This window comes from Humibacter sp. (assembly GCF_035547335.1).
Taxonomy (GTDB): Bacteria; Actinomycetota; Actinomycetes; order Actinomycetales; family Microbacteriaceae; genus Humibacter.
The window spans coordinates 12407-33623 of the sequence record NZ_DASZVF010000004.1; the positions used below are offsets into that span (position 1 = coordinate 12407).

General features: G+C 69.6%; 23 protein-coding genes. 16 read left to right on the forward strand and 7 right to left on the reverse strand.

Annotation, left to right across the window (positions count from 1 at the left end; genetic code table 11):
- Nucleotides 1–17 precede the first annotated feature (17 nt).
- A complete protein-coding gene (locus VHB92_RS00860) occupies nt 18–602 on the forward strand; it encodes a hypothetical protein (RefSeq protein ID WP_325450421.1) in 585 nt (194 codons plus the stop codon).
- A gap of 96 nt (nt 603–698) precedes the next feature.
- Here the strand turns inward: VHB92_RS00860 and VHB92_RS00865 are convergent, their stop codons facing one another.
- On the reverse strand, nt 699–1889 hold the full coding sequence (locus VHB92_RS00865; protein WP_325450423.1) for a class I SAM-dependent methyltransferase: 1191 nt from the start codon (nt 1887–1889) through the stop codon (nt 699–701).
- 245 nt (nt 1890–2134) lie between these two features.
- Here VHB92_RS00865 and VHB92_RS00870 point away from each other — a divergent pair, with 245 nt between their 5' ends.
- From VHB92_RS00870 to VHB92_RS00905, 8 genes are all read left to right on the forward strand, one after another.
- On the forward strand, nt 2135–2662 hold the full coding sequence (locus tag VHB92_RS00870) for a flavin reductase family protein (protein ID WP_325450425.1): 528 nt from the start codon (nt 2135–2137) through the stop codon (nt 2660–2662).
- Nucleotides 2663–2827: 165 nt separating this feature from the next.
- Nucleotides 2828–3124, forward strand: coding sequence for a co-chaperone GroES (groES, locus tag VHB92_RS00875; RefSeq protein ID WP_325450428.1), 297 nt, complete (start codon nt 2828–2830; stop codon nt 3122–3124).
- Between the two features lie 342 nt (nt 3125–3466).
- On the forward strand, nt 3467–4471 hold the full coding sequence (gene rarD / locus VHB92_RS00880; RefSeq protein ID WP_414653043.1) for an EamA family transporter RarD: 1005 nt from the start codon (nt 3467–3469) through the stop codon (nt 4469–4471).
- Between the two features lie 173 nt (nt 4472–4644).
- Nucleotides 4645–5025: a hypothetical protein gene (locus tag VHB92_RS00885; protein ID WP_325450430.1), complete on the forward strand. Its 381-nt coding sequence runs from the start codon at nt 4645–4647 to the stop codon at nt 5023–5025.
- Nucleotides 5026–5341: 316 nt separating this feature from the next.
- Nucleotides 5342–6844, forward strand: a complete 1503-nt coding sequence (gene guaB / locus VHB92_RS00890; RefSeq protein ID WP_325450432.1) for an IMP dehydrogenase — start codon at nt 5342–5344, stop codon at nt 6842–6844.
- A gap of 319 nt (nt 6845–7163) precedes the next feature.
- Complete coding sequence (locus tag VHB92_RS00895; RefSeq protein WP_325450434.1) at nt 7164–8384, forward strand: acetyl-CoA C-acyltransferase; 1221 nt, start codon at nt 7164–7166, stop codon at nt 8382–8384.
- The gene (locus VHB92_RS00900) at nt 8381–9154 is read left to right on the forward strand and encodes an enoyl-CoA hydratase/isomerase family protein (protein ID WP_325450436.1); all 774 of its coding nucleotides are present in this window, start codon (nt 8381–8383) and stop codon (nt 9152–9154) included. The genes VHB92_RS00895 and VHB92_RS00900 overlap by 4 nt, the downstream gene beginning before the upstream one ends.
- A complete protein-coding gene (locus VHB92_RS00905; protein ID WP_325450438.1) occupies nt 9151–10005 on the forward strand; it encodes a 3-hydroxyacyl-CoA dehydrogenase family protein in 855 nt (284 codons plus the stop codon). Before VHB92_RS00900 ends, VHB92_RS00905 begins: the two co-directional genes overlap by 4 nt.
- 88 nt (nt 10006–10093) lie before the next feature.
- Here VHB92_RS00905 and VHB92_RS00910 read toward each other — a convergent pair whose 3' ends face one another.
- Complete coding sequence (locus VHB92_RS00910) at nt 10094–10531, reverse strand: hotdog fold thioesterase (RefSeq protein ID WP_325450440.1); 438 nt, start codon at nt 10529–10531, stop codon at nt 10094–10096.
- A gap of 81 nt (nt 10532–10612) precedes the next feature.
- Here VHB92_RS00910 and paaZ point away from each other — a divergent pair, with 81 nt between their 5' ends.
- On the forward strand, nt 10613–12700 hold the full coding sequence (gene paaZ / locus VHB92_RS00915) for a phenylacetic acid degradation bifunctional protein PaaZ (RefSeq protein WP_325450442.1): 2088 nt from the start codon (nt 10613–10615) through the stop codon (nt 12698–12700).
- Here paaZ and VHB92_RS00920 read toward each other — a convergent pair.
- The 5 genes from VHB92_RS00920 to paaI form a co-directional block, all read right to left on the reverse strand.
- The gene (locus VHB92_RS00920; RefSeq protein WP_325450444.1) at nt 12691–13272 is read right to left on the reverse strand and encodes a hypothetical protein; all 582 of its coding nucleotides are present in this window, start codon (nt 13270–13272) and stop codon (nt 12691–12693) included. The two genes, paaZ and VHB92_RS00920, sit on opposite strands and share 10 nt — an antisense overlap.
- Nucleotides 13259–13594 carry a hypothetical protein gene (locus VHB92_RS00925; protein ID WP_325450446.1) on the reverse strand — a complete coding sequence of 112 codons (336 nt, stop codon included), beginning with the start codon at nt 13592–13594 and terminating at the stop codon, nt 13259–13261. Before VHB92_RS00925 ends, VHB92_RS00920 begins: the two co-directional genes overlap by 14 nt.
- Before the next feature lie 9 nt (nt 13595–13603).
- A complete protein-coding gene (locus VHB92_RS00930) occupies nt 13604–14263 on the reverse strand; it encodes a TetR/AcrR family transcriptional regulator (RefSeq protein WP_325450448.1) in 660 nt (219 codons plus the stop codon).
- A gap of 298 nt (nt 14264–14561) precedes the next feature.
- The gene (gene paaK, locus VHB92_RS00935) at nt 14562–15914 is read right to left on the reverse strand and encodes a phenylacetate--CoA ligase PaaK (RefSeq protein ID WP_325450450.1); all 1353 of its coding nucleotides are present in this window, start codon (nt 15912–15914) and stop codon (nt 14562–14564) included.
- 10 nt (nt 15915–15924) lie between these two features.
- Nucleotides 15925–16329: a hydroxyphenylacetyl-CoA thioesterase PaaI gene (gene paaI, locus VHB92_RS00940; protein ID WP_325450452.1), complete on the reverse strand. Its 405-nt coding sequence runs from the start codon at nt 16327–16329 to the stop codon at nt 15925–15927.
- A gap of 71 nt (nt 16330–16400) precedes the next feature.
- Between paaI and paaA the strand changes: the two genes are divergently transcribed.
- The 6 genes from paaA (at nt 16401) to VHB92_RS00970 (ending at nt 21213) form a co-directional block, all read left to right on the forward strand.
- The gene (gene paaA / locus VHB92_RS00945) at nt 16401–17468 is read left to right on the forward strand and encodes a 1,2-phenylacetyl-CoA epoxidase subunit PaaA (protein ID WP_325450454.1); all 1068 of its coding nucleotides are present in this window, start codon (nt 16401–16403) and stop codon (nt 17466–17468) included.
- On the forward strand, nt 17468–17818 hold the full coding sequence (gene paaB, locus VHB92_RS00950) for a 1,2-phenylacetyl-CoA epoxidase subunit PaaB (RefSeq protein ID WP_325450456.1): 351 nt from the start codon (nt 17468–17470) through the stop codon (nt 17816–17818). The genes paaA and paaB overlap by 1 nt, the downstream gene beginning before the upstream one ends.
- Nucleotides 17815–18636, forward strand: a complete 822-nt coding sequence (paaC, locus tag VHB92_RS00955; RefSeq protein WP_325450458.1) for a 1,2-phenylacetyl-CoA epoxidase subunit PaaC — start codon at nt 17815–17817, stop codon at nt 18634–18636. Before paaB ends, paaC begins: the two co-directional genes overlap by 4 nt.
- A gap of 80 nt (nt 18637–18716) precedes the next feature.
- The gene (gene paaD / locus VHB92_RS00960) at nt 18717–19232 is read left to right on the forward strand and encodes a 1,2-phenylacetyl-CoA epoxidase subunit PaaD (protein ID WP_325450460.1); all 516 of its coding nucleotides are present in this window, start codon (nt 18717–18719) and stop codon (nt 19230–19232) included.
- Between the two features lie 19 nt (nt 19233–19251).
- Entirely contained in the window at nt 19252–20406 is a 1155-nt protein-coding gene (gene paaE / locus VHB92_RS00965; RefSeq protein ID WP_325450462.1) for a 1,2-phenylacetyl-CoA epoxidase subunit PaaE, read from the forward strand.
- A 42-nt stretch (nt 20407–20448) separates the two neighbouring features.
- On the forward strand, nt 20449–21213 hold the full coding sequence (locus VHB92_RS00970) for an enoyl-CoA hydratase/isomerase family protein (RefSeq protein ID WP_325450464.1): 765 nt from the start codon (nt 20449–20451) through the stop codon (nt 21211–21213).
- The last annotated feature ends 4 nt before the right edge of the window (nt 21214–21217 follow it).

Genomic DNA, 21217 nt, shown 5'->3' on the forward strand with positions numbered 1-21217 from the left:
CACCGAAGGAAGGCGCGATGTCCGATCCGAACGCTCCGCAGGACCCCGAGCAGGTTCCGCCGGCCGCTCCAGCCGGACCGCAGCAGCCGCCCGTTCAGCCACAGCCTGCTGCGCCTCAGCAGCCGTACGGGGCCCCGCAGCAACCGCCGGCTCCGGTGCCACCTCAGCCTCAGCAGCCTTACGCTGCACCGGGACAGCCGTACGGTTCGCCCGCCCAGCAGCCGTATGCTGCTCCGCAGCAGCCGTATGGCGCTCCGCAGTACGGGCCTCCGCAACCTCAGTACGGCGGTCCACAACAGCCGCCGTACGGCGTCCCGCAGTACGGCCAGCCGTACCCGCCGGCACCGGCAAAGACGCCGATCCTCAGCATCCTTGCTCTGATCGGCGGCATCATCGGTGTGATCTCGCTCGGCTGGGGCGTTCTGTTCGGAATCGCCGGCATCGTGCTCGGCTTCCTTGGCAAGTCGCGCGAGCCCCAGGCGCGAGGGTTCTGGCTCACGGGCCTGATCCTCGGGTTCGTCTCGGTCGGTCTGATCGTGCTGTGGATCCTCTTCATCGTGATCAGCGCCATCGCTGCCGCGAGCTACGACTACAACTACTGACCGGCACCGCCGCAAGAATCGGAGGGCCGTCCCCGCTGTGAGGCGGCCCTTTCGCGTAGGCTCAGGCTTCGCGTCGGCTCAGGCTTTCCCGTCGGCTCAGGCGACGCGCTCCACGAGGAGCGCCACGTGCCGAGCCCCGATGCGGGTCAGCACGAGCGTGCCGGATGCCTCGCCCTTCAGTTTCAGCCGCTTGCGCAGGGCGGCCGGGTCGACATCCGCTCCCCGCTTCTTGATCTCCAGCGCCCCGATGCGCCGCTTCGCGAGCGCCGCGCGCAGCTCGGCCTCCTTCGTGGGCAGCTCCTCGAGCACCCGGAACGCCGAGGCGAACGGTGTCGGCGCCAGATCGTCGGAGGTGAGGTACGCGATGTCGTGGCGCAGCATCCTCGCGCCGAGCGACCGAGCCAGGTCGCCGATGAGCCTCGCCCTGATGACGGCGCCGTCCGGCTCGTAGAGGTAGGCCCCGAGCGCTCCGGTCGGCTCGTCCTCGGTGTCGCCGGGAGCGCTCAGCTCGGCCGCCTCGTCGCCCTTGATCACCAGGGCGGCACGCCGGATGCCGTCCCTCGCCAGCGCGCCCGTCCAGACGCCGACCTCCACCACCTGGCCGTCGACGGAGATCCACTGCGCTTCCGCGTCGTCGGGAAGCAGCGCGCGATCGACGCCCGGACCGAGCTTGACGCCGACGGGCATCCGGGCGGCGAGCTCGAACACGAACCCGAGCTTCGGCGACCAGTCCGACGGATCGGAGAGACGCCGTGTGTCGGCGTGGCCCGCGGTGCGCCTGGCCGGGTCGAGATACACGGCATCCCTGCCGCCGAGGTCCACGTCCTCGGCGCGAGACTGCACCACCCGGGCGTTAGCGAACGGCGCGAGGTTGTAGCTGGTGATCGCCGCCGTGACCTCGTCGGCGTCGACCGCCGTGACGTCCAGCTCGAGCGCTGCCATGGCCATCGCGTCGCCGCCGATGCCGCAGCCGAGGTCGGCGACGCGGGTCAGGTCTGCCTGCGCGTACCTCCCGGCATGCCGAGCCGCGACTGCCAGGCGCGTCGCCTGCTCGAGTCCGGCTTCGGTGAACAGCATGCGCGATGCGAACGGCCCGAACTTCGCCGTGGCCTTCGCTCGCAGCTTCGATTGCGTGAGCACCGTGGCCACGAGGCCGGGCGGATGCCCCTGCTTGCGCAGCTGCGCCACCGTGCGCACCACATCCGCCGCGCTCTCGTACGGCGGAAGCGAGTCGAGAAGCCGCAAGCCCTCAGGGCTCAGCAGCTCCACCAGGTCGGCGCGTTCCACTGCGACAACCTATCGCGGTGCGCGAGCGGATGCCGGAGAAGCGGGCACCGGTCTCCCGCCCGTCCGCTACGTCGGACTTGACCTCAACATTGGTTGAGGTCGTAGTGTCGAACGGTGGAGGGCGGCGCCCGCCCATCACATCGAGCGCACTCTGGGCAACCGCCCGAGGGTGGCGGCGCCTCCCTCCGCCTTCGCCTCAGACTTCCTTCCTTCACGCGGACAGGCGCGTGCCCAGCAGAGACCTCATGACCACGACACCTCCGTCAGCTTCCTCCCGCTTCGGCTCCGAGGGCCCCGATGTCGACGCGTTCAAACACGCGTTCCGGCTCCACCCTGCAGGCATCGCCCTGATCACGGCCCTCGCGCCGCACGGGCCGGTTGGTCTCACGGCCTCCAGCGTCGCCTCCGTCGGCATCGATCCGCCGGCGCTGGCGTTCTCGGTGACGCGGGCGACGGGGAGCGCCGGCGGCATTTTGGATGCCGAGACGCACGTCGTCCACCTGCTCGATGCGCACCACATCGGGCTGGCGCAGGTCTTCGCGCGGTCGGGCACGGACCGCTTCACGCCCGAGCAGGGCTGGTCCACGCTGCCGACCGGCGAACCCCATCTCGCGGACGCGCGCGTGGCGCTGCGCTGCCGCATCCTCCAGACCACGCCGGTGGGCTCGTCGGTGCTCGTGCTCTCCGAGGTGCTCGACATCCACCAGGGACGCCGCGGCGAGCCGGTCGCCTACGTGGACAGGGAGTTCCGGCCGCTGGGCTCTCGGTCGTGACGCGCGGCGGAGCGGGCATCCATGACGGGGCTCCTGGGCGGGCGGTCGCATCCACTTGCACTCACGTTGCACGAGTGCCAACGGTGCGCCTACACTGCTGGTTAGCACTCTCACTGTCAGTGTGCTAACTACGTCTTCAGTACAAAGTACAGAAAGAGGTCAACCGTGTCGGTCTCCATCAAGCCGCTCGAGGATCGCATCGTTATCAAGCAGGTTGAGGCTGAGCAGACCACTGCGTCCGGCCTGGTCATCCCGGACACCGCCAAGGAGAAGCCGCAGGAGGGCGAGGTCATCGCCGTCGGACCCGGCCGCATCGACGACAACGGCAACCGCGTTCCGCTCGACGTCACGGTCGGCGACAAGGTGCTCTACTCGAAGTACGGCGGAACCGAGGTCAAGTTCGGTGGCGACGAGTACCTGGTGCTGTCGGCCCGCGACGTGCTGGCCGTCATCGAGCGCTGACGCTCGTCGCCCTGCGCTGAACGCAGAGCTCGAAGGGGTCCGGATGCCTGGCATCCGGACCCCTTTCGCGTGCCAGCCGTTCGGTCGTGACTGGGGTACTCAGGACCAGCGGCATCACGAGCGCATATCGCACTCGAGCCGTCGATTCTCCTGATTTCGGCCTGGCCAGGGGCGTTAGGGGCGGAGGGGCGACGGGCGGAGGGGCGACGGGGCGACGGGCGGAGGGGCGACGGGGCGATGGGCGGAGGGGCGCCGAGACGGCGAGGACGGCGAAGAGTCGCCGAGGGGCACCGGGAAGCACCGCGCGCAGAGCGCGTCGGAGGCCGCACCTACGATGGATGGGTGTCCGATTCCGCCGGGGCAGATCCCGTGCAGCCCCCTTCGTCCGCGCCCGTCGCCTCTGCTCGTACCGGTCGCGGCATCGTCTACGCCCTCGCGGCCTATCTGATCTGGGGCTTCCTGCCCATCTACTTCATCGCGCTCGCACCGACGGGGCCGTTCGAGATCGTCGCATGGCGGGTCCTCTTCTCGCTGGTGTTCTGCGCGGTGGCGATCGTCGTGACGCGCGCGTGGCGGCCGTTCGCGGTCATCCTGAAGCGGCCCCGCATCGTGCTCATCATGGCTGCGGCGGGGGTGCTCATCTACGTGAACTGGCAGACGTACGTGTACGCGACGACGTCGGGCGAGGTGGTCGAGGCATCCCTCGGCTACTTCATCAATCCGATCGTCACGGTGCTTCTCGGTGTGGTCGTGCTGCGCGAACGGCTCCGGCTCACGCAGTGGATCGCCATCGGCATCTCCGTAGTCGCCGTGGTCGTGCTCACCGTCGGCTACGGCACCTTGCCGTGGATCGCGCTCGCCCTCGCCTTCTCGTTCGGGCTGTACGGCCTGGTGAAGAAACAGGTCGGACGCGATGTGGACGCCCTGAGCGGCCTCACCCTCGAGACCGCCTGGCTCGCACCGGTCGCCATCGTGCAGCTCATCGTGGTCGGGGCGACCACGGGGCTCACGATCGGGCACGGCAGCGTTCTGCACACCATCGGGCTCGTGGGCGCCGGCGTGATCACCGCTGTGCCGCTGTTGTTCTTCGCCGCGGCATCGAGGCGGCTGCCGCTCATCGTGATGGGGTTCATCCAGTACTTCACGCCGATCCTGCAGCTCGTCGTCGGTGTCGGCCTGCTGCACGAGGCCATGCCGCTCGAACGATGGATCGGCTTCGGGCTCGTCTGGGTGGCCCTCGTGGTGCTCACCGTCGACATGGTGCTGGCGGTGCGACGCGAACGCCGTGCCGGAGCGGTGCGGGCGGATGCCACGGACGCGGTGCCGTCCGATCCCCTTCCTGAGTAGGTCGCCCGGCCGACCGGCGGCCGGGTCCGCTCCCGGTCGGAACCCATCCCCGGCCGGACCCTACCCCTCGCGCCGAACCCACCCTGCGCGGAACGCGCCTCCGGTCGGAACCCACCCGCGGTCGCAACCACCCCGTCCGGTCGATCGTCGGGTGGTGGGCGCATAGTGGACTCATGGCGATCGGCGTGCTGCTGCTCGTCAGCGCGGCACTGGGGGCGAGCTTCGCCGAGTCCTACGCGCTGACGCTGTACCGGCGTGCCGTGCGCGGGTCGCACGAGCGCTATGTCTGGCGCACGCGCTACATCCTGCTGGCCTGCCTCGTCGCGGTGCTGTCGACGGTGGTCGCGGTGATCGACGTGCTCGACGGCGACACGTTCTTCGCCGCGCTCTGGCTCGCGATCGCGGCGATGCGTGTCGTGGTGCTGATCCTCAACCGTGACAAGGACGACGACGACTGGTTCAAGCGCACGGGACGACGCATCCGCTCCGGCCTGCGCCGGCTCGCCGCCGCTCTCACGCCGAGGCCCGGGACGGCCGCTCCGGTTCCCGCCTAGGGCTGCGGCGCCGGCGCGCACCCGATCCCAGGTGCATGCCGTGGAATGCGAGGAATGCCTCGTGCGTTGTGGTGTGTCAAGACGAGGGCGGGGCGGGCATCCTCTCGCCCGGGTCTGACACCGGCGAGGTCGTGGCCCGGCGGCGACATCGTGTCGAGCGCCCGTTCGGCAAGACGACCTAACATGGAACATCCGAACGCGCTGGTGCAGGTGGATTGCACCGCGATCCGCCTCCCACGCTTCTGATGACGGCGACAGAAGAACGAAAGCCGAAACCGCGATTCACGGCGAGGCTCAGAGCCAAGACAGGGGAGAGATGGACCAGGCGGACCCGTTCGGCTTCATGGGACTGACGTACGACGACGTGATGCTCCTGCCGGGGCATACCGACGTGATTCCGAGTGAGGCCGATACGTCCTCACGCCTGACCAAGCGCATCACGGTGGCGACGCCGCTGCTCTCCAGCGCGATGGACACCGTGACCGAGTCCCGCATGGCCATCGCCATGGCCAGGCAGGGCGGCCTCGGCGTGCTGCACCGCAACCTCTCCATCGAGGATCAGGCGACGTACGTCGACAAGGTGAAGCGCAGCGAGTCGGGCATGGTCACCAATCCCGTGACGACGACGCCCGATGCGACGGTCGCCGAGGTGGATGCCCTGTGCGGTCAGTTCCGCGTCTCAGGCCTGCCCGTCGTGGAGGAGGACGGCACGCTCGTCGGCATCATCACCAATCGCGACATGCGCTTCGTCTCGCCGTTCGAGAAGTCCTCGACCCTGGTTCGCGACGTGATGACGAAGGCGCCCCTGATCACGGCCCCGGTCGGCGTGGACCCGGACTCGGCGATCGCGATCTTCGCCCAGCACAAGATCGAGAAGCTGCCCCTGGTAGACGCGGAGGGCAAGCTGCGCGGGCTCATCACGGTGAAGGACTTCGACAAGAGCGAGAAGTACCCGGATGCGACCAAGGACGCGTCCGGCCGGCTGCGCGTCGGTGCCGCGATCGGGTTCTTCGGCGACGCCTGGGACCGCGCGATGGCTCTTGTCGATGCCGGTGTCGACGTCATCGTCGTCGACACCGCCAACGGAGACAGCAAGGGCGTGCTGGAGATCATCCATCGGCTCAAGCACGAGCCTCGGGCGGCTCATGTCGAGGTGATCGGCGGCAACGTGGCCACCCGGTCGGGAGCACAGGCGCTCGTGGATGCCGGTGCTGACGCCATCAAGGTGGGCGTCGGCCCCGGGTCGATCTGCACGACGCGCGTCGTGGCCGGGGTCGGGGTTCCCCAGATCACGGCCGTGTACGAGGCGTCGCTCGCCGCGCGTCCTGCCGGCGTTCCGGTCATCGCGGACGGTGGCCTGCAGTACTCGGGCGACATCGCGAAGGCGCTCGTCGCCGGCGCCGACACGGTCATGCTCGGCTCGCTTCTGGCCGGATGCGACGAGAGCCCTGGCGACCTCATCTTCGTCAACGGCAAGCAGTTCAAGAACTACCGGGGCATGGGGTCGCTCGGCGCACTGCAGACCCGCGGCAAGAAGACGTCGTACTCGCGCGACAGGTACTTCCAGGCGGATGTGCCCAGCGACGACCAGCTGATCCCCGAAGGCATCGAGGGTCGGGTGCCCTACCGCGGACCGCTGTCCGCCGTGGCGTACCAGCTCACGGGCGGCCTTCGGCAGTCGATGTTCTACGTTGGCGCTCGCACGATCGCCGAGCTCAAGGAGCGCGGCAAGTTCGTGCGCATCACGCCTGCCGGCCTCAAGGAGTCGCACCCGCACGACATCCAGATGGTCGTCGAGGCGCCGAACTACACCCGCTGAGCGGGTCGCACCGCGGGTTGCCTGTCCATCGCGGGTTGAGCCTGTCGAAACCCGAGCTCCGGCGGTGGGTGGTGCATCGCGGGTTGAGCCTGACGAAACCCTCGCGCACCGCGGGTTGAGCCTGTCGAAACCCGGACGACCGCTGGGCGGTTTCGACAGGCTCAACCGGCGGTGAGGGGTGAGCGTGCTCAACCGGCGGCGGGCGGCGGTGTCGTCGTTTGACCGAGCGGTACTGCTCTGTCAGAATTACTGTCCGAACGGTCGGTAACTAATGCGGCATCCTCGACCGGTCGTCAGGCGCGATGAAGGGCGGGAGACGATGTCCGACGCGTATCTCGTCTCTGCGGTGCGCACGCCCGTCGGCAGGTACGGCGGCGTGCTCTCCGGAGTGCGGCCCGACGACCTCGCGGCGCTCGTCGTACGGGAGGCGGTGCGACGCTCGGGGGCTCCCGACGACGCCATCGACGAGGTGATCCTCGGCGCGGCGAACCAGGCGGGCGAGGACAACCGCAACGTCGCGCGCATGAGCGTGCTGCTGGCCGGACTGCCCGACCACGTTCCTGGCGTCACGGTGAACCGGCTCTGCGCATCCGGCCTGACGGCCGTGACCATGGCGGCCCAGGCCATCCGCGCAGGCGATGCCGACATCGTCGTCGCGGGCGGCGTCGAATCCATGAGCCGCGCGCCGTGGGTTCAGGCCAAGCCCGAGAAGGCGTTCGCGAAGCCCGGTGCGCAGTTCGACACGTCGATCGGGTGGCGCTTCGTGAACCCGGCGATCGCCGCCCGCGAGAAGGCCACGTTCTCGATGCCCGAGACCGCGGAAGAGGTCGCGCGCGTGTACGGCGTGAGCAGGCAGGATGCCGACGAGTTCGCCCTGCGCAGCCACCGTCGTGCGGTCGACGCCATCGACGCGGGGCGGTTCGACGACGAGATCGTCGCCGTTCCCACGAACGCGGGAGACGTCACCGTCGACGAGGGACCGCGTCGGGACACCACGCTTGAGGCCCTCGCGAGACTGCGCCCGGTCGTGGCGGGCGGTTCCGTCGTGACGGCGGGCAACGCGAGCTCGCTCAATGACGGCGCATCCGCCCTCGTCGTGGCCAGCGGCGAGGCGGTCGAGAGGTACGGACTGCGGCCCGCGGCGCGCGTCGTCGCCGGTGCGAGCGTCGGGGTTCCGCCCGAGATCATGGGCATGGGTCCCCTGCCCGCCACCCGGAAGGTGCTCGAGCGCACCGGGCTGAGCGTCGACGACCTCGGTGCGATCGAGCTGAACGAGGCGTTCGCCACGCAGTCCCTGGCGGTGATGCGCGAGCTCGGGCTGGACGACGCTCGCGTGAACGCGGACGGCGGGGCCATCGCGCTCGGGCATCCCCTGGGATCCAGCGGCTCGCGTCTCGTGGTCACCCTGCTCGGCCGCATGGCGCGCGAGCAGGTGCGGTACGGGCTCGCGACCATGTGCGTGGGGGTCGGCCAGGGCACGTCGCTGATCGTCGAACGGGTACATGCCGCAGGCGGCATGGAAGGCGGAGGAGAGGGATGACGCACGCGCAGACCCTCCGCGTGGAGCGCGCGGAGCAGTGTGTCGTGGTCACCCTCGACCGGCCGGGGGCGCGCAACGCGATCGATCAGCGGATGGTCGACGAGCTGCACGACGTATGCGGCGAGCTCGAGCGCGGTCCGCGCGTGCTCGTCATCGCAGGAAGCGACGGGGTGTTCGCGTCGGGCGCGGATATCCGCGAGCTGCGCGACCGCACGGCTTCCGACGCCCTCGCCGGCATCAACACCCGCCTCTTCATGCGCATAGCGGCGCTGCCGATGCCCGTGATCGCCGCGGTCGACGGGTGGGCTCTGGGCGGAGGAGCCGAGCTGGCCTACGCCGCAGACCTGCGCATCGGCACCCCGCGCACCGTCTTCGGCAACCCGGAGACGAGCCTGGGCATCATCGCAGCAGCGGGCGCATCGTGGCGGCTTCGCGAGCTCGTGGGCGAGTCCGTCGCGAAGCAGATGCTGCTCGCCGGCCGGCGACTGGATGCGCAGGAGTCGCTCGCGCTCGGACTCCTCGGCGAGGTCGTCGACCCCTCCGAGCTGATGGCGGCGGCCCGACGGCTGGCGCACAGGATCGCCTCGATGGATGCCGCGGCCACGATCGCCACGAAGGCCGTGCTGGCCGCCGCGCGCGACGAGCATCCCGACATCGATCTGCGGCATCAGGCAGCGCTCTTCGAGTCGCCGGAGAAGCACAGGCGCATGACGGAGTTCCTCGAACGCAGGACTCGCTCGCAGCAGGCCGGGACCGGGGGCACCACGTGACCACGGCGTTGCCTGCCGTCGTCGGCGTTCTGGGCGGCGGCACCATGGGCGCGGGGATCGCGCATGCCTTCCTGGTCTCCGGATGCCGCGTGCACGTGGTCGAGCGCGACGCCGAGCAATGCGATGCGGCATCCGCGCGCGTGCGCCGAGCGCTGGCCGCCAGCGTGAAGCGGGGCACCACGACGCAGAGCCTGAGCGACCTCGCTGCGCGCCTGAGCGTCGGCACCGACGACGAGGTCTTCGGCGCATGCGGCCTGCTGATCGAGGCCGTGCCCGAGCAGTTCGAGCTCAAGGTGGAGTCGCTCGGGCGTCTGGAGGCGGCCACGCCCTCCGCCGTGATCGCCAGCAACACGTCGTCGTTCTCGATCGATGACCTCGGCTCAACGCTGCGTTCGCCCGAGCGGTTTCTCGGGCTGCACTTCTTCAACCCGGTGCCCGCGTCCGCGCTCGTCGAGGTGGTCAGAGGCGCAGCCACCTCAGAGGAGACGCTCGGCGCGGCACAGGACTGGGTGGCGGCGATCGGCAAGACGGCCGTGACCGTGGCGGATGCGCCCGGATTCGCGTCGAGCCGGCTCGGCGTGGCGCTCGGGCTGGAGGCCATCCGGATGCTCGAGGAGGGCGTGGCCGACGCCGACGCCATCGACACGGCGATGGTGCTCGGCTACCGGCATCCGGTCGGGCCGCTGCGGCTCACCGACATGGTCGGCCTCGACGTGCGACTGGGCATCGCCGAATACCTGACCGAGCGGCTGGGCGACAGGTTCGCGCCGCCGAAGCTGTTGCGCGACAAGGTCGCCGTCGGCGAGCTGGGACGCAAGACGGGCCGGGGATTCTTCGAATGGAGCGCGTAGGCGTGGAAAGACGACCGGTTCCCGCCCTCGCCGCGAGGCCGGCGCAGTCAGCGGTCGCGGCGGGAGACCCGGGCGGGCGCAGGCGCGGTCACGCGTCGACGATGAGGTTGGTGATGCGGGCCGTGCACAGCAGGCGGCCCTCCTCGTCGGTCACGGTCACGGCATGCGACGTGACGCGGCGGCCGAGGCTGATGGCCTCCGCCACGCCGGTCACGACGCCCGAGCGGGCCGAGCGGTGGTGCGTGGCGTTGATGTCGAGCCCGACGGCTGACTTGCCTGGGCCGGCGTGGATGACCGCGGCCCACGAGCCGAGCGCCTCGGCGAACGCGACCGACGCGCCGCCGTGCAGCAGTCCGAACGACTGCCGGTTGCCCTCGACCGGCATCGTGGCGACGACGCGCTGCGCGGACTGCTCGAGGATCTCGACGCCCATCTTCGTGTCGAGTTCGCCGAGCACGATGCGCCAGGTGCCGTCGGCGGGGTCGCCCGATGCGGCCCCGATGTCGTGCGTTTCAGCATCCGCCATCGCAGACTCCGTCTCCCTCGTGCCGACCGAACGTTCGGCAGGGTATCAGTCCAGCATTCGCCGCCGACCAGGAGAGAGCACATGACCGACATCCTTCCCAGCTATGTGATGGGCTCGTGGTGGAAGCCCGGCGACGATGCGGATGCCGCGACGGTGCTGGATGCCTCGACGGGCGACGCGGTGACGCGCGTGAGCACCACGGGCATCGATCTTGCCGGAGCGCTTGAGTACGCGAGAACGGTCGGCCAGGCGTCGCTCGGCCGGCTGACGTTCCATCAGCGGGCGCTGCTGCTCAAGCAGTTCGCGCAGGCGCTCACCGAGCGCAAGGACGAGCTGTATAGCTTGGCCCTCTCGGCCGGCAGCACGAAGCCGGATGCCATGGTCGACATCGAGGGCGGCATCGGCGCCCTCTTCACCTACTCCTCGAAGGGCAGACGTGAGCTGCCCAACGCGCAGGTCGTGGTCGACGGCCCCGCCGAACGGCTCTCGAAGGACGGCTCCTTCCTCGGCAGGCACATCTACACCCGTCTGCCCGGTGTCGCGGTGCAGATCAATGCGTTCAACTTCCCGGTGTGGGGTCCGCTGGAGAAGCTGGCGCCCGCGTTCCTGGCCGGGGTACCCACGCTCGTCAAGCCCGCGACGCCGACGGCGTATCTCACCGAGGCGATGGTGCGCATCCTCGTCGATACCGGGGTCGTGCCCGATGGCGCTCTGCAGCTGGTGTCCGGCGGCGTGCCCGAGCTGTTCGAGAACCTGAGGCTCGGCGACATCGTGTCGTTCACCGGCTCGGCGTCGACGGCCGAGCGCCTTCGCTCCCACGAGAGCGTGCGAACCGGCGGCGTGCGCTTCACGAGCGAGACGGACTCGATCAACGCGATAGTGCTCGGCAGGCACGCCGGGCCGGGCACGCCCGAGTTCGACGCGTTCGTTCGTTCCGTGGTGACGGAGCTGACGGTCAAGGCCGGCCAGAAGTGCACGGCGATTCGTCGCATCATCGTGCCGAACCCGGTGCGCGACGACGTGGTGGCCGCCATCCGCGATCGACTCGCCGCGAAGGTCGTGCTCGGCGACCCCAGGGCTGACGGCGTCACGATGGGGCCGCTGGCATCCCGCGGTCAGCGCGAGGAGGTGCTGCGGCAGCTGAACAGGCTCATCGAGGCGGGCGGCCGCGTGGTGTGCGGTTCGCTGGACGACCCTGTGGTGCGCAGAGCCGACGGCTCCGAGTCCGTCGATCCGACGGGCGCCTTCCTGTCGCCGGTGCTGCTCGACTTCGACGACCCGTGGACGGATGCCGTGCACACGGTCGAGGCGTTCGGCTCGGTCGCGAGCGTGCTCGGCTACGATTCGGCGCAAGAGGCGGTCGACCTGGTCGCGGAAGGACGCGGCTCGCTCGTCACGAGCATCGCGTCGCACGATCCGGCTGAGGTGGTCGAGCTCGTCTCCGGGATCGCGGCGTACAACGGACGCGTGCTCGTTCTCGACCGGGACGACGCGCGCACCTCCACGGGACACGGCTCGCCGGTTCCGCACCTCGTGCACGGAGGGCCGGGACGAGCCGGCGGCGGCGAGGAACTGGGAGGCATCCGTGCCGTGCTGCACCACATGCAGCGCACGGCCATTCAGGGCTCGCCCGACATGCTCACCGCCATCACGGGGGAGTGGCATGCCGGCGCCACGTCGGATGCCGGCGGGCGGCATCCGTTCCGCAAGCCGCTGCGCGAGCTGCGCATCGGCGACCGCGTGTCGTCGGAGCCCCGCGAGGTGACGCTCGATGACATCGAGCGGTTCGCCGAGTTCACGGGCGACACGTTCTATGCGCACATGGACGAGGCGGCGGCGTCCGCCAACCCGTTCTTCCCCGGACGCGTCGCGCACGGCTATCTGCTCGTGTCGTTCGCGGCCGGACTTTTCGTCGATCCGGATCCCGGGCCCGTGCTCGCGAACTACGGACTGGAGAACCTGCGGTTCCTCACCCCCGTGTCTCCCGGCGACAGCATCAGAGTCGACCTGACGGCGAAGCAGATCACGCCGCGCGAGACGGACGACTACGGAGAGGTGCGGTGGGATGCCGTGCTGACGAATCAGCGCGAGGAGCCGGTCGCGACGTACGACGTGCTCACGCTCGTGGCCAAGGAATGGAGCGCCCAGGCGGGTGACGGTCAGGAGTAGCCGCGCTTGAGCAGCATGCCGGCTGCCTTGTCGAACTCCTCTGCCGAAGGGATCTCGAAGTCGAGGGCATTCGCGTACCGCGTGATGATGTTGAAGACGGCGGCGACGGCCGCGGCATCGCGCAGTTCGTCGAGCGTCACGCCCGCCTCGAGCGCAGCGCGCGCGTCGTCGGCGCCGAGGGTGTCTGGAGTGCGCGTCATCGTCTCGAGAAACATGAGCGTTGCCATCAGGCGAGGGGAGATCGGCGCCGTTCGATAGTCCTTCACGACGGCGTCGACGACCTCGCGATCGATGCCGCTGACGGCCACGGCGCCGTGGGCCCCTACGCAGAACGGGCACGCGTTCCACGACGCCACGGCCGCAGCCATGAGCTCGCGTTCGGGCACGCTCCAGCCGCTCGGGCCCCGCATCGCCCTCTGCGTCCACGCGCCGAGAACCGGACCGGCGAAGTCCTGGTGGTAGAAGGCCACGCGGGCCGCGTCCGGCAGACTGATACCCGCGATGCGCGAGATCATCGCGATGAGTGCGCGGTGGCGAATCGAGTCGCCGCGCTCGATCTCAGGGAGCCGCATCCCCGGCATCCTCGATCGCTCGTTCTGCCGCATCCCACCGGCGAAGGCCCGCGCCGATCGCAGCGCTCAGCACGAGCTCGAACGCGCGCTTCTCGGATCCGGCGGCCTGCAGCACGGCGTCCACCTGTGCATCCGTCACGCGAGCCGAGTCCGCCGCGATCCCTGCTGCCAAGGCGTCGTACGGTTGTTCGATGGCGGGCCCGCCTGCTCCTCGCCGCAGCACACCGAGTCGCAGCTCGCGGTCCGTCTCGCCGGCCTCCGTGACGCGGGAGGCGAGCCGTCGGGCGTGCTCGACGTGGGATCCGGCATCCTCCTTCGGCATGCCTGGACTCTAGTCTTCGCGCAACGCGGCCGACAATGTCTCGCGGTCGGCGGCATCCTGCACGCGAAGCCCGTCCAGCGCGACGGCGAGCACGTCGCTCGCGAGCTGATCGGCGCTCTCCGCGCCGCCGGGGCGGTACCACTCGACGATCGAGTTGATCATGCCGAACAACAGGCGGGTCACGATGCCGGGATCGATGTCGGCGCGCACACTTCCCTCGTCGCGCGCGTTCTCGACGAGTGCCGCGACCGAACGGTCGAATGCCCGGCGCCTGGCCAGCGCCGCGCGCTCCACATCGGTGTTGCCGCGCACGCGCAGCAGCAGCGTGACGTACGGGAGACGCTCGACCAGCACGCGCACGGCCCCGCGCAGCACGTGCGCCAGCCGGTCCGCCGCCGGGCCGGTCGCGGCGCTCTCCTCCGTGAGGACTCCCTCGAGGCCGTCCAGCGCCTCGTCGAGTGCGAGACGCAGCAGTTCGTCCTTGGATGCCACGTGGTGGTAGATCGCCGACTTCGACAGTCCCAGCCGCTCGGCCAGCACGCCGATCGAGGTGGCGTCGTAGCCGTACTCGTTGAACGCCTCGACGGCGACCTCGAGGATGCCGCGCTGGTCGTAGCCCGGCCTGCCGCGTCGGGTCGCTTCCTGTGGTTCCGGCTTCGTCTCGGTCATCGTCCTTCAGTCTCTCAGCCGGCCGTCGCTGCGCCCGGTCGCATCACGCGCTCGTTCGCATCTCGCGCTCGGCCGCCATCGCGCCCCTCGGTCGTGTACCGCCCCTCGGCCGCCAGCGCGCCCCTCGACCCTGCGCCACTTCCGCCTCGAAAACAGCAGAAGGCATCCAGAACAGCAGAATTCCTGCTGTTCTGGGCGCGAGAGCGCGATCTCTGCTGTTTTCGGTGCGGGAGCGCGACCCCTGCTGCTCTGGGTGCACGACGGCGGTGCGGACGACATGGCGAGTGTGCGGCGAGACCTACCGGAGGTCGTACACCCGCTTGTACTTGCCTTCGCTGCGCGGCAGCGTGCCCGGCTCCTCGAGCTTGATCTCCACTGTGGAGCCGAGCCGGCTCTTGATCCGTTCACCGAGCACGACGGCGGCGGCCTCGCAGGTCTCCCGCGGCAGCCCGGGGTGGCGTTCGATGCGCACGGTCATGGCATCCATGGCGCCCGCCTTGGTCAGCTCGAGCACGAAATGCGGGGTGAGCGTCTCGATTCCGAGCACGACCTCCTCGATCTGCGTGGGAAAGAGGTTCACGCCGCGCAGGATGATCATGTCGTCGTTGCGTCCGGTGATCTTCTCCATGCGGCGCATGGCGGGCCGCGCCGTGCCGGGGAGCAGCCGCGTGAGATCGCGCGTGCGGTAGCGCAGCACGGGGAACGCGTCCTTGGTGAGCGAGGTGAAGACGAGCTCGCCCCGTTCGCCATCAGGGAGCGGATTGCCGTCGTCGGCGATGACCTCTGGCAGAAAATGGTCCTCCCAGATGTGCGGGCCGTCCTTCGTCTCCACGCACTCGTTGGCGACGCCCGGCCCCATCACCTCGCTGAGTCCGTAGATGTCCACGGCGTCGATCCCCATCCGCCGCTCGATAGCGCCGCGCAGCTCGTTGGTCCACGGCTCAGCGCCGAGGATGGCCACCTTGAGGCTCGTGGAGCGCGGATCGATGCCGGCCTGCTCCATGGCATCCGCGATGGTGAGCAGGTAGCTCGGCGTGCACATGATGGCATCCGGTTCGAAGTCGGCGATCAGCTGAACCTGTCTCGCCGTCTGCCCGCCGGACACCGGGATGACGGTGGCGCCGAGGCGCTCGATACCGGCATGTGCGCCCAGCCCGCCCGTGAACAGGCCGTACCCGTACGCGTTGTGCACCTTCATGCCCGGCCGCACACCGGATGCCCGCAGCGACCGTGCGACGAGACCTGCCCACTGGTCGAGATCCCTGAGCGTGTACCCGACGACCGTCGGTCGTCCTGTCGTGCCGCTGGATGCGTGGATGCGCGCCACCTGCGACATCGGCACCGCGAACATGCCGAACGGGTACGACTCCCGCAGATCGGCCTTCGTGGTGAACGGCAGCCTTCGCACGTCATCGAGCGAACGGATGTCGGCAGGACGCACGCCCACCTCGTCGAGCTTGCGCGTGTACAGCGGCACGTGCTGGTACGCGTGGCGCACGGTCTGTTGCAGTCGCTCCAGCTGGAGCGCCCGGAGGTCGTCCACGTCGAGGCGCTCCTCGGGGTCGAGCGACTCCGGATCCGCGGGGGTCGATCGCAGCGGCCGTCCCCCGGCCAGAGGCCCTGCGTCGGTCGCGTGCATGTGGGTCGCCATCGCCGTCGCCTCAGCTCGCGATCGGCGCCGGGCGGCGAGTGGTGACCGATCGCCCCCGGAACTCGGCCACCGTATCGCCCGTCTCGTCGACGACGCTCACGTCGTAGAGTCCGGTGCGCCCTTTTCGCACCAGGCGACGGGCGGTCGCGGTGAGAACGGCTCCCGCGGGGGCCGACTTGAGGAACGTGATGTCGGCACTCGCGCCCACTGTCACGTCGTCATCCTCGTTGCAGGCGACGGCGAACGCCGTGTCGGCCAGGGCGAACACGAGACCGCCGTGGATGATGTCGAAGCCGTTGAGCATGTCGTCGCGCACCGTCATCCGCACGACGGCGTAACCGGCTTGGTCGGTGAGGACCTCGATTCCGAGGCTGGCCGACGCGCGATCGCGCTGCATCATCGTCTGACTGCTCATCCCTGCTCCTCATCGAACGCGGTGTTGATATACTAACTGAACGTTCGGTAAGTATAGAAGCGGAGACGACGATGTCGGAAGCACAGGGCGCATCGCGCCGTCGCATGCCGGGTTCGACTCACGCCGGGGCCGAAGGGTCGCGATCAAGCGCCGAGCACGCGGTCGCCGCCTCGCTCGAGGAGACGTTGCCGAGCGCGGAGGAGCTGGCGTTCCAGCGCCTCATCGACGACGACTCCCGCGTGGAGCCGACGGACTGGATGCCCGAGGCGTACCGCAAGACGCTCATCAGGCAGATCTCCCAGCACGCGCACTCCGAGATCATCGGCATGCAGCCGGAAGGCAACTGGATCACGCGCGCGCCCAGCCTCAAGCGCAAGGCGATCCTGATGGCCAAGGTGCAGGACGAGGCCGGACACGGCCTCTACCTCTACTCGGCGGCGCAGACGCTCGGCATCGACCGCGAGACCATGTACGAGCAGCTGCTGAGCGGCAAGGCCAAGTACTCCTCGATCTTCAACTACACGACGCCGACGTGGGCAGACATGGGGTCGATCGGGTGGCTCGTCGACGGCGCGGCGATCTGCAACCAGGTGCCGTTGTGCCGGTGCTCCTACGGGCCGTACGGGCGCGCCATGGTGCGCATCTGCAAGGAGGAGTCGTTCCACCAGCGGCAGGGCTTCGAGATCCTGCTCACGCTGATGCGCGGTACACCCGAACAGCAGCGCATGGCGCAGGAGTCGGTGAACCGCTGGTACGCGCCGGCCCTCATGATGTTCGGGCCGCCCGACGCGGAGTCGCCGAACTCGCGGCGCAGCATGGCCTGGAAGATCAAGCGATTCAGCAACGACGAGCTGCGACAGCGCTTCGTCGACATGCTGGTGCCGCAGGCCGAGGTGCTCGGCGTGACGCTGCCCGACCCCGACCTGAAGTGGAACGAGGAGCGCGGGCACTACGACTTCGGCGAGCTGAACTGGAACGAGTTCTACGACGTGCTCGCCGGACACGGTCAGGCCAACACGGTGCGGCTCGCGAACCGGCGCGCAGCACACGAGGAGGGCGCCTGGGTGCGCGAGGCAGCCAGGGCGTATGCCGCCCGAGAGGATGCCGACCGCTCGGCTCTGCTGGAGAGGATCGCGTGATGAGCGCGTCAGCCGAGCGGCAGCGCCCGGACGGCCAGCAGCGCGCCGAGCAGCAGGCGGCGGAGCAACACGAGACGTGGCCGTTGTGGGAGGTGTTCATCCGCTCGTCGCGCGGCCTCTCCCACGTGCACGCCGGATCCCTGCACGCACCGGATGCCGTGATGGCGGTCCGCAACGCCCGCGACCTCTACACCAGGCGAGGCGAGGGCGTCTCCGTCTGGGTCGTGCCGTCGAGCGCGATCACCGCATCGGACGTGGATGCTCGCGACGCGTTCTTCGAGTCCGCCGAGGGCAAGGAGTTCAGGCACGCCACCTACTACACGGCCTCCGAGGGGGTGCCGCACCTGTGAGGCACACGAATCGCGCGATCTCCACCGCCGTCTCGGCGGAGACCATCGAGCGCGAGCTCGAGGAGGGTCTCGACCGCCCGTCCGATGCCGTCGCCCGCTACGCGCTCGGCCTCGGCGACGACGCGCTGATCCTCGCGCAGCGGCTGGGGGAATGGATCGCGCACGCACCCGAGCTGGAGGAGGATGTGGCGCTCGGCAACATCGGACTCGACCTGCTCGGCCACGCCCGCTCGTTCCTCACGTACGCGGGCTCGGCGTGGGGCCTGGGCGAGGACGACCTGGCCTACTTCCGCGACGAACACGAGTTCCGCAACCAGCAGCTGTTCGAGCGCCCGAACGGCGACTTCGCGCACACCATCGCCAGACAGCTCTTCGCCTCCGTGTACTTCGACGCGCTGTACCGGCGGCTGACGTCATCCGCCGACGCGACGCTCGCGGCCATCGCGGCCAAGGCGCTCAAGGAGGTCGAGTATCACGTCGACCACAGCGTGCAGTGGGTGCGTCGGCTGGGGCTCGGCACGGATGTCTCCCACGTGCGCATGCAGGCGGGTCTGGATGCCATGTGGCCGTTTGTCGACGAGCTGTTCCGGCCAGACCCGTCGGCGGCCGGACTCGAGGGTGTCGCCGTGCCGCCCGAGGAGCTGCGGGATCCGTTCGACCGCACGGTTCCCGCGGTGATCGCCGAGGCAGGGCTGCGCGTTCCGGACATCCCGGCCGCCCGTGGTGGGGGACGAGATGGCATGCACACCGAGGCATTCGGGCACCTGCTGGCCGAGATGCAGGTGCTGGCGCGGCAGCATCCGGGGGCGACGTGGTGACCGGGCAGCTCTGCGGAACCCAGCCGCAGGTCGAGTCTGTCGATACCCGAGCCGGCCGGCCTCGACAGGGGAGGTCAGCGGTGGCCGACGAGAAGCGCGTGTGGGCGCTCGCCGCGACGGTGTGCGACCCCGAGGTCCCCGTGCTCACGATCGAGGACCTGGGCGTGCTTCGCGCCGTGCATGTCGACAGCGGCTCCGGCGCCGACGGCGCGGAGCGCGGTGAGACTCCGGTCGTGACCGTGGAGATCACGCCCACCTACTCCGGATGCCCCGCCGTCGACGCCATGCGCGACGACATCCTCTCGACGCTGGACCGGGCCGGCTATCGCGACGTCACGGTGCGCACCGTGCTCGCGCCGGCCTGGACCACCGACTGGATGTCGGACGAAGGCAAAGCGAAGCTCGAGGCGTTCGGCATCGCGCCGCCTGCGCCACGCGGCACAGGTGGTCGCGTGGGACTCGGGCTCGGCATCCGTTGCCCTCGGTGCGGTTCGCTGCACACGCGGGAGGTCTCGCACTTCGGCTCCACGTCGTGCAAGGCGCTGTACGTGTGCCAGAAGTGCGGCGAGCCGTTCGACCACTTCAAGGCGCATTGATGCGCGAGAGGAGCTGAGGGTGTCGAGCTCGCAGCAACCGCAGCACGTCGAAAGACCGGCATCCGCCCCTCTTCCGTCGCAGTCCAGGAGGAGAGGTGCGTTCCATCCGCTCACCGTCTCGGCAGTGCGCCGGCTGACCCCGGATGCCATCGAGGTGGCGTTCGACGTTCCGGGCGAGCTGGCGCACGCCTACGACTACGAGCCGGGCCAGTACATCGCTATCCGCACCACGCTGGGCGAGGACGTGCTGCGCCGCAGCTACTCCATCTGTCAGGCGCCGTCACCCGGCGAGTTGAAGGTCGCGATCAAGCGGGACCTCGGCGGCGTCTTCTCCGGCTGGGCGCTGGAGAACCTGGCACCGGGGATGATGCTGGAGGTGATGAGCCCTGAGGGTCGCTTCGTGTCCCAGGCCGCGGCATCCGGCACGGCGCACTGTGCCGCGATCGCGGCGGGCAGCGGCATCACGCCCGTGCTCGCGGTGGCGCAGAGCGTGCTGGCTGCATCCGAGCACAACACGTTCTCGCTCGTCTACTCCAACCGCACGGCGATAGACACGATGTTCGTCGACGAGCTCGCCGACCTCAAAGACCGCTACCCGTCGCGCCTCGCCCTCTACCACGTGCTCACCAGGGAACGACGCAGCTCCGAGCTGCTGAGCGGGCGGCTCGACGGCGCGAAGCTCGCGAAGATCCTCGGCACCCTGGTGCCCGTCGAGAGCGTCGACGAGTGGTTCCTCTGCGGGCCGTTCGAACTGGTGCAGCTGTGCAGGGACGCGCTCGGAGCCTGGGGCGTTCCGGCCGACAGCATCAGGTACGAGCTGTTCACGACGGGAGAGCCCGGCATTCCCGCTCCGCAGCGCGGACGTCCGATCGCGGTGGATCCGGGTGAGGCGGTACGCACGGTCTCGTTCCGGCTCGATGGCACCACGTCGACCGCGACCACGGCGGTGCACTCGCAGGAGACCATCCTCAACGCGGCGCTGCGGGTGCGCGGCGACGTTCCGTTCGCCTGCGCGGGCGGCGTCTGCGGAACGTGCCGAGCCGTGCTGCGCGCGGGCACGGTCGACATGGTGGAGAACTACGCGCTCGAGCAGGAGGAGCTCGACGCCGGCTACGTGCTGACCTGCCAGTCGATTCCCACCAGCGACCGCGTCGAAGTGGACTACGACACGTAAGCACGTTCCCCACGCCTGAGGCGTGCAAGCGAAAGGATCCCCATGCCCGTACGCGTTGAGCACAGCGGCGACGTCGCCGAGGTCGTGCTGGACTGGCCGGACAAGCTGAACTCGCTCGACCTCGACGCGCTGCACGAACTGGATGCCGCGCTCGCGTCGGTCCCCAGGGCTCGCGCCGTGATCCTGCGGGGCGAAGGCAGGGTGTTCTGCGCAGGCAGGGACGTTTCCCGCGTCGACCCCGCGACGGATGACGCGCGCGGCTACCTCGACACCCTCACCGCGGTGCTGCACCGGCTGAGCGAGTTACCCGCGCCGACCTTCGGCGTCGCGACGGGTGCGTGCCTGGGCGTGGGGCTCGGGCTGCTCATCGCCTGCGACGTGGTCTATGTCGCCGACACGGCGAAGATCGGATCGCCGTTCGCGGGTCTGGGAGCAGCGCTCGACTCGGGCGGACACGCGTTGTTCGTCGAACGGCTGGGCACGCATCGCGCGCTCGATCTCATCTACACGGGCGAGCTGATGAGCGGCGCGGATGCCGTGGCATCCGGCCTGTTCAGCCGCGTGCTGCCTGCCGACGACGTGCTCGGCTTCACCAGGAGCATCGCGGCGAAGGTCGCCGCCGGACCCACCACTGCGTTCGTGACCGAGAAGCGACTGGTCGCCAGACTGCGCGACGAGCGGATCGGGCTGTGGGAGTCGATGTCGGATGAGACGGACGCGCAGGTCGAGTTGTCGGCGACATCCGATTACGCGGAGGGCTTCGCGGCGTTCCGCGAGAAGCGCCGTCCGCAGTTCACCGGCCGCTGAGGCC

Excerpts from the sequence above, each read along its gene's own strand:
- VHB92_RS00910 (WP_325450440.1), bottom strand. The coding sequence starts at position 10,531 with ATGGCGGATGCTGAAACGCACGACATCGGGGCCGCATCGGGCGACCCC.
- guaB (WP_325450432.1), top strand. The coding sequence starts at position 5,342 with ATGGACCAGGCGGACCCGTTCGGCTTCATGGGACTGACGTACGACGAC.
- VHB92_RS00900 (WP_325450436.1), top strand. The coding sequence starts at position 8,381 with ATGACGCACGCGCAGACCCTCCGCGTGGAGCGCGCGGAGCAGTGTGTC.
- paaB (WP_325450456.1), top strand. The coding sequence starts at position 17,468 with ATGAGCGCGTCAGCCGAGCGGCAGCGCCCGGACGGCCAGCAGCGCGCC.
- paaZ (WP_325450442.1), top strand. The coding sequence starts at position 10,613 with ATGACCGACATCCTTCCCAGCTATGTGATGGGCTCGTGGTGGAAGCCC.
- VHB92_RS00930 (WP_325450448.1), bottom strand. The coding sequence starts at position 14,263 with ATGACCGAGACGAAGCCGGAACCACAGGAAGCGACCCGACGCGGCAGG.
- VHB92_RS00895 (WP_325450434.1), top strand. The coding sequence starts at position 7,164 with ATGTCCGACGCGTATCTCGTCTCTGCGGTGCGCACGCCCGTCGGCAGG.
- VHB92_RS00870 (WP_325450425.1), top strand. The coding sequence starts at position 2,135 with ATGACCACGACACCTCCGTCAGCTTCCTCCCGCTTCGGCTCCGAGGGC.
- paaI (WP_325450452.1), bottom strand. The coding sequence starts at position 16,329 with ATGAGCAGTCAGACGATGATGCAGCGCGATCGCGCGTCGGCCAGCCTC.
- paaA (WP_325450454.1), top strand. The coding sequence starts at position 16,401 with ATGTCGGAAGCACAGGGCGCATCGCGCCGTCGCATGCCGGGTTCGACT.
- VHB92_RS00925 (WP_325450446.1), bottom strand. The coding sequence starts at position 13,594 with ATGCCGAAGGAGGATGCCGGATCCCACGTCGAGCACGCCCGACGGCTC.
- paaK (WP_325450450.1), bottom strand. The coding sequence starts at position 15,914 with ATGGCGACCCACATGCACGCGACCGACGCAGGGCCTCTGGCCGGGGGA.
- VHB92_RS00970 (WP_325450464.1), top strand. The coding sequence starts at position 20,449 with ATGCCCGTACGCGTTGAGCACAGCGGCGACGTCGCCGAGGTCGTGCTG.
- VHB92_RS00885 (WP_325450430.1), top strand. The coding sequence starts at position 4,645 with ATGGCGATCGGCGTGCTGCTGCTCGTCAGCGCGGCACTGGGGGCGAGC.
- VHB92_RS00860 (WP_325450421.1), top strand. The coding sequence starts at position 18 with ATGTCCGATCCGAACGCTCCGCAGGACCCCGAGCAGGTTCCGCCGGCC.
- VHB92_RS00920 (WP_325450444.1), bottom strand. The coding sequence starts at position 13,272 with ATGCGGCTCCCTGAGATCGAGCGCGGCGACTCGATTCGCCACCGCGCA.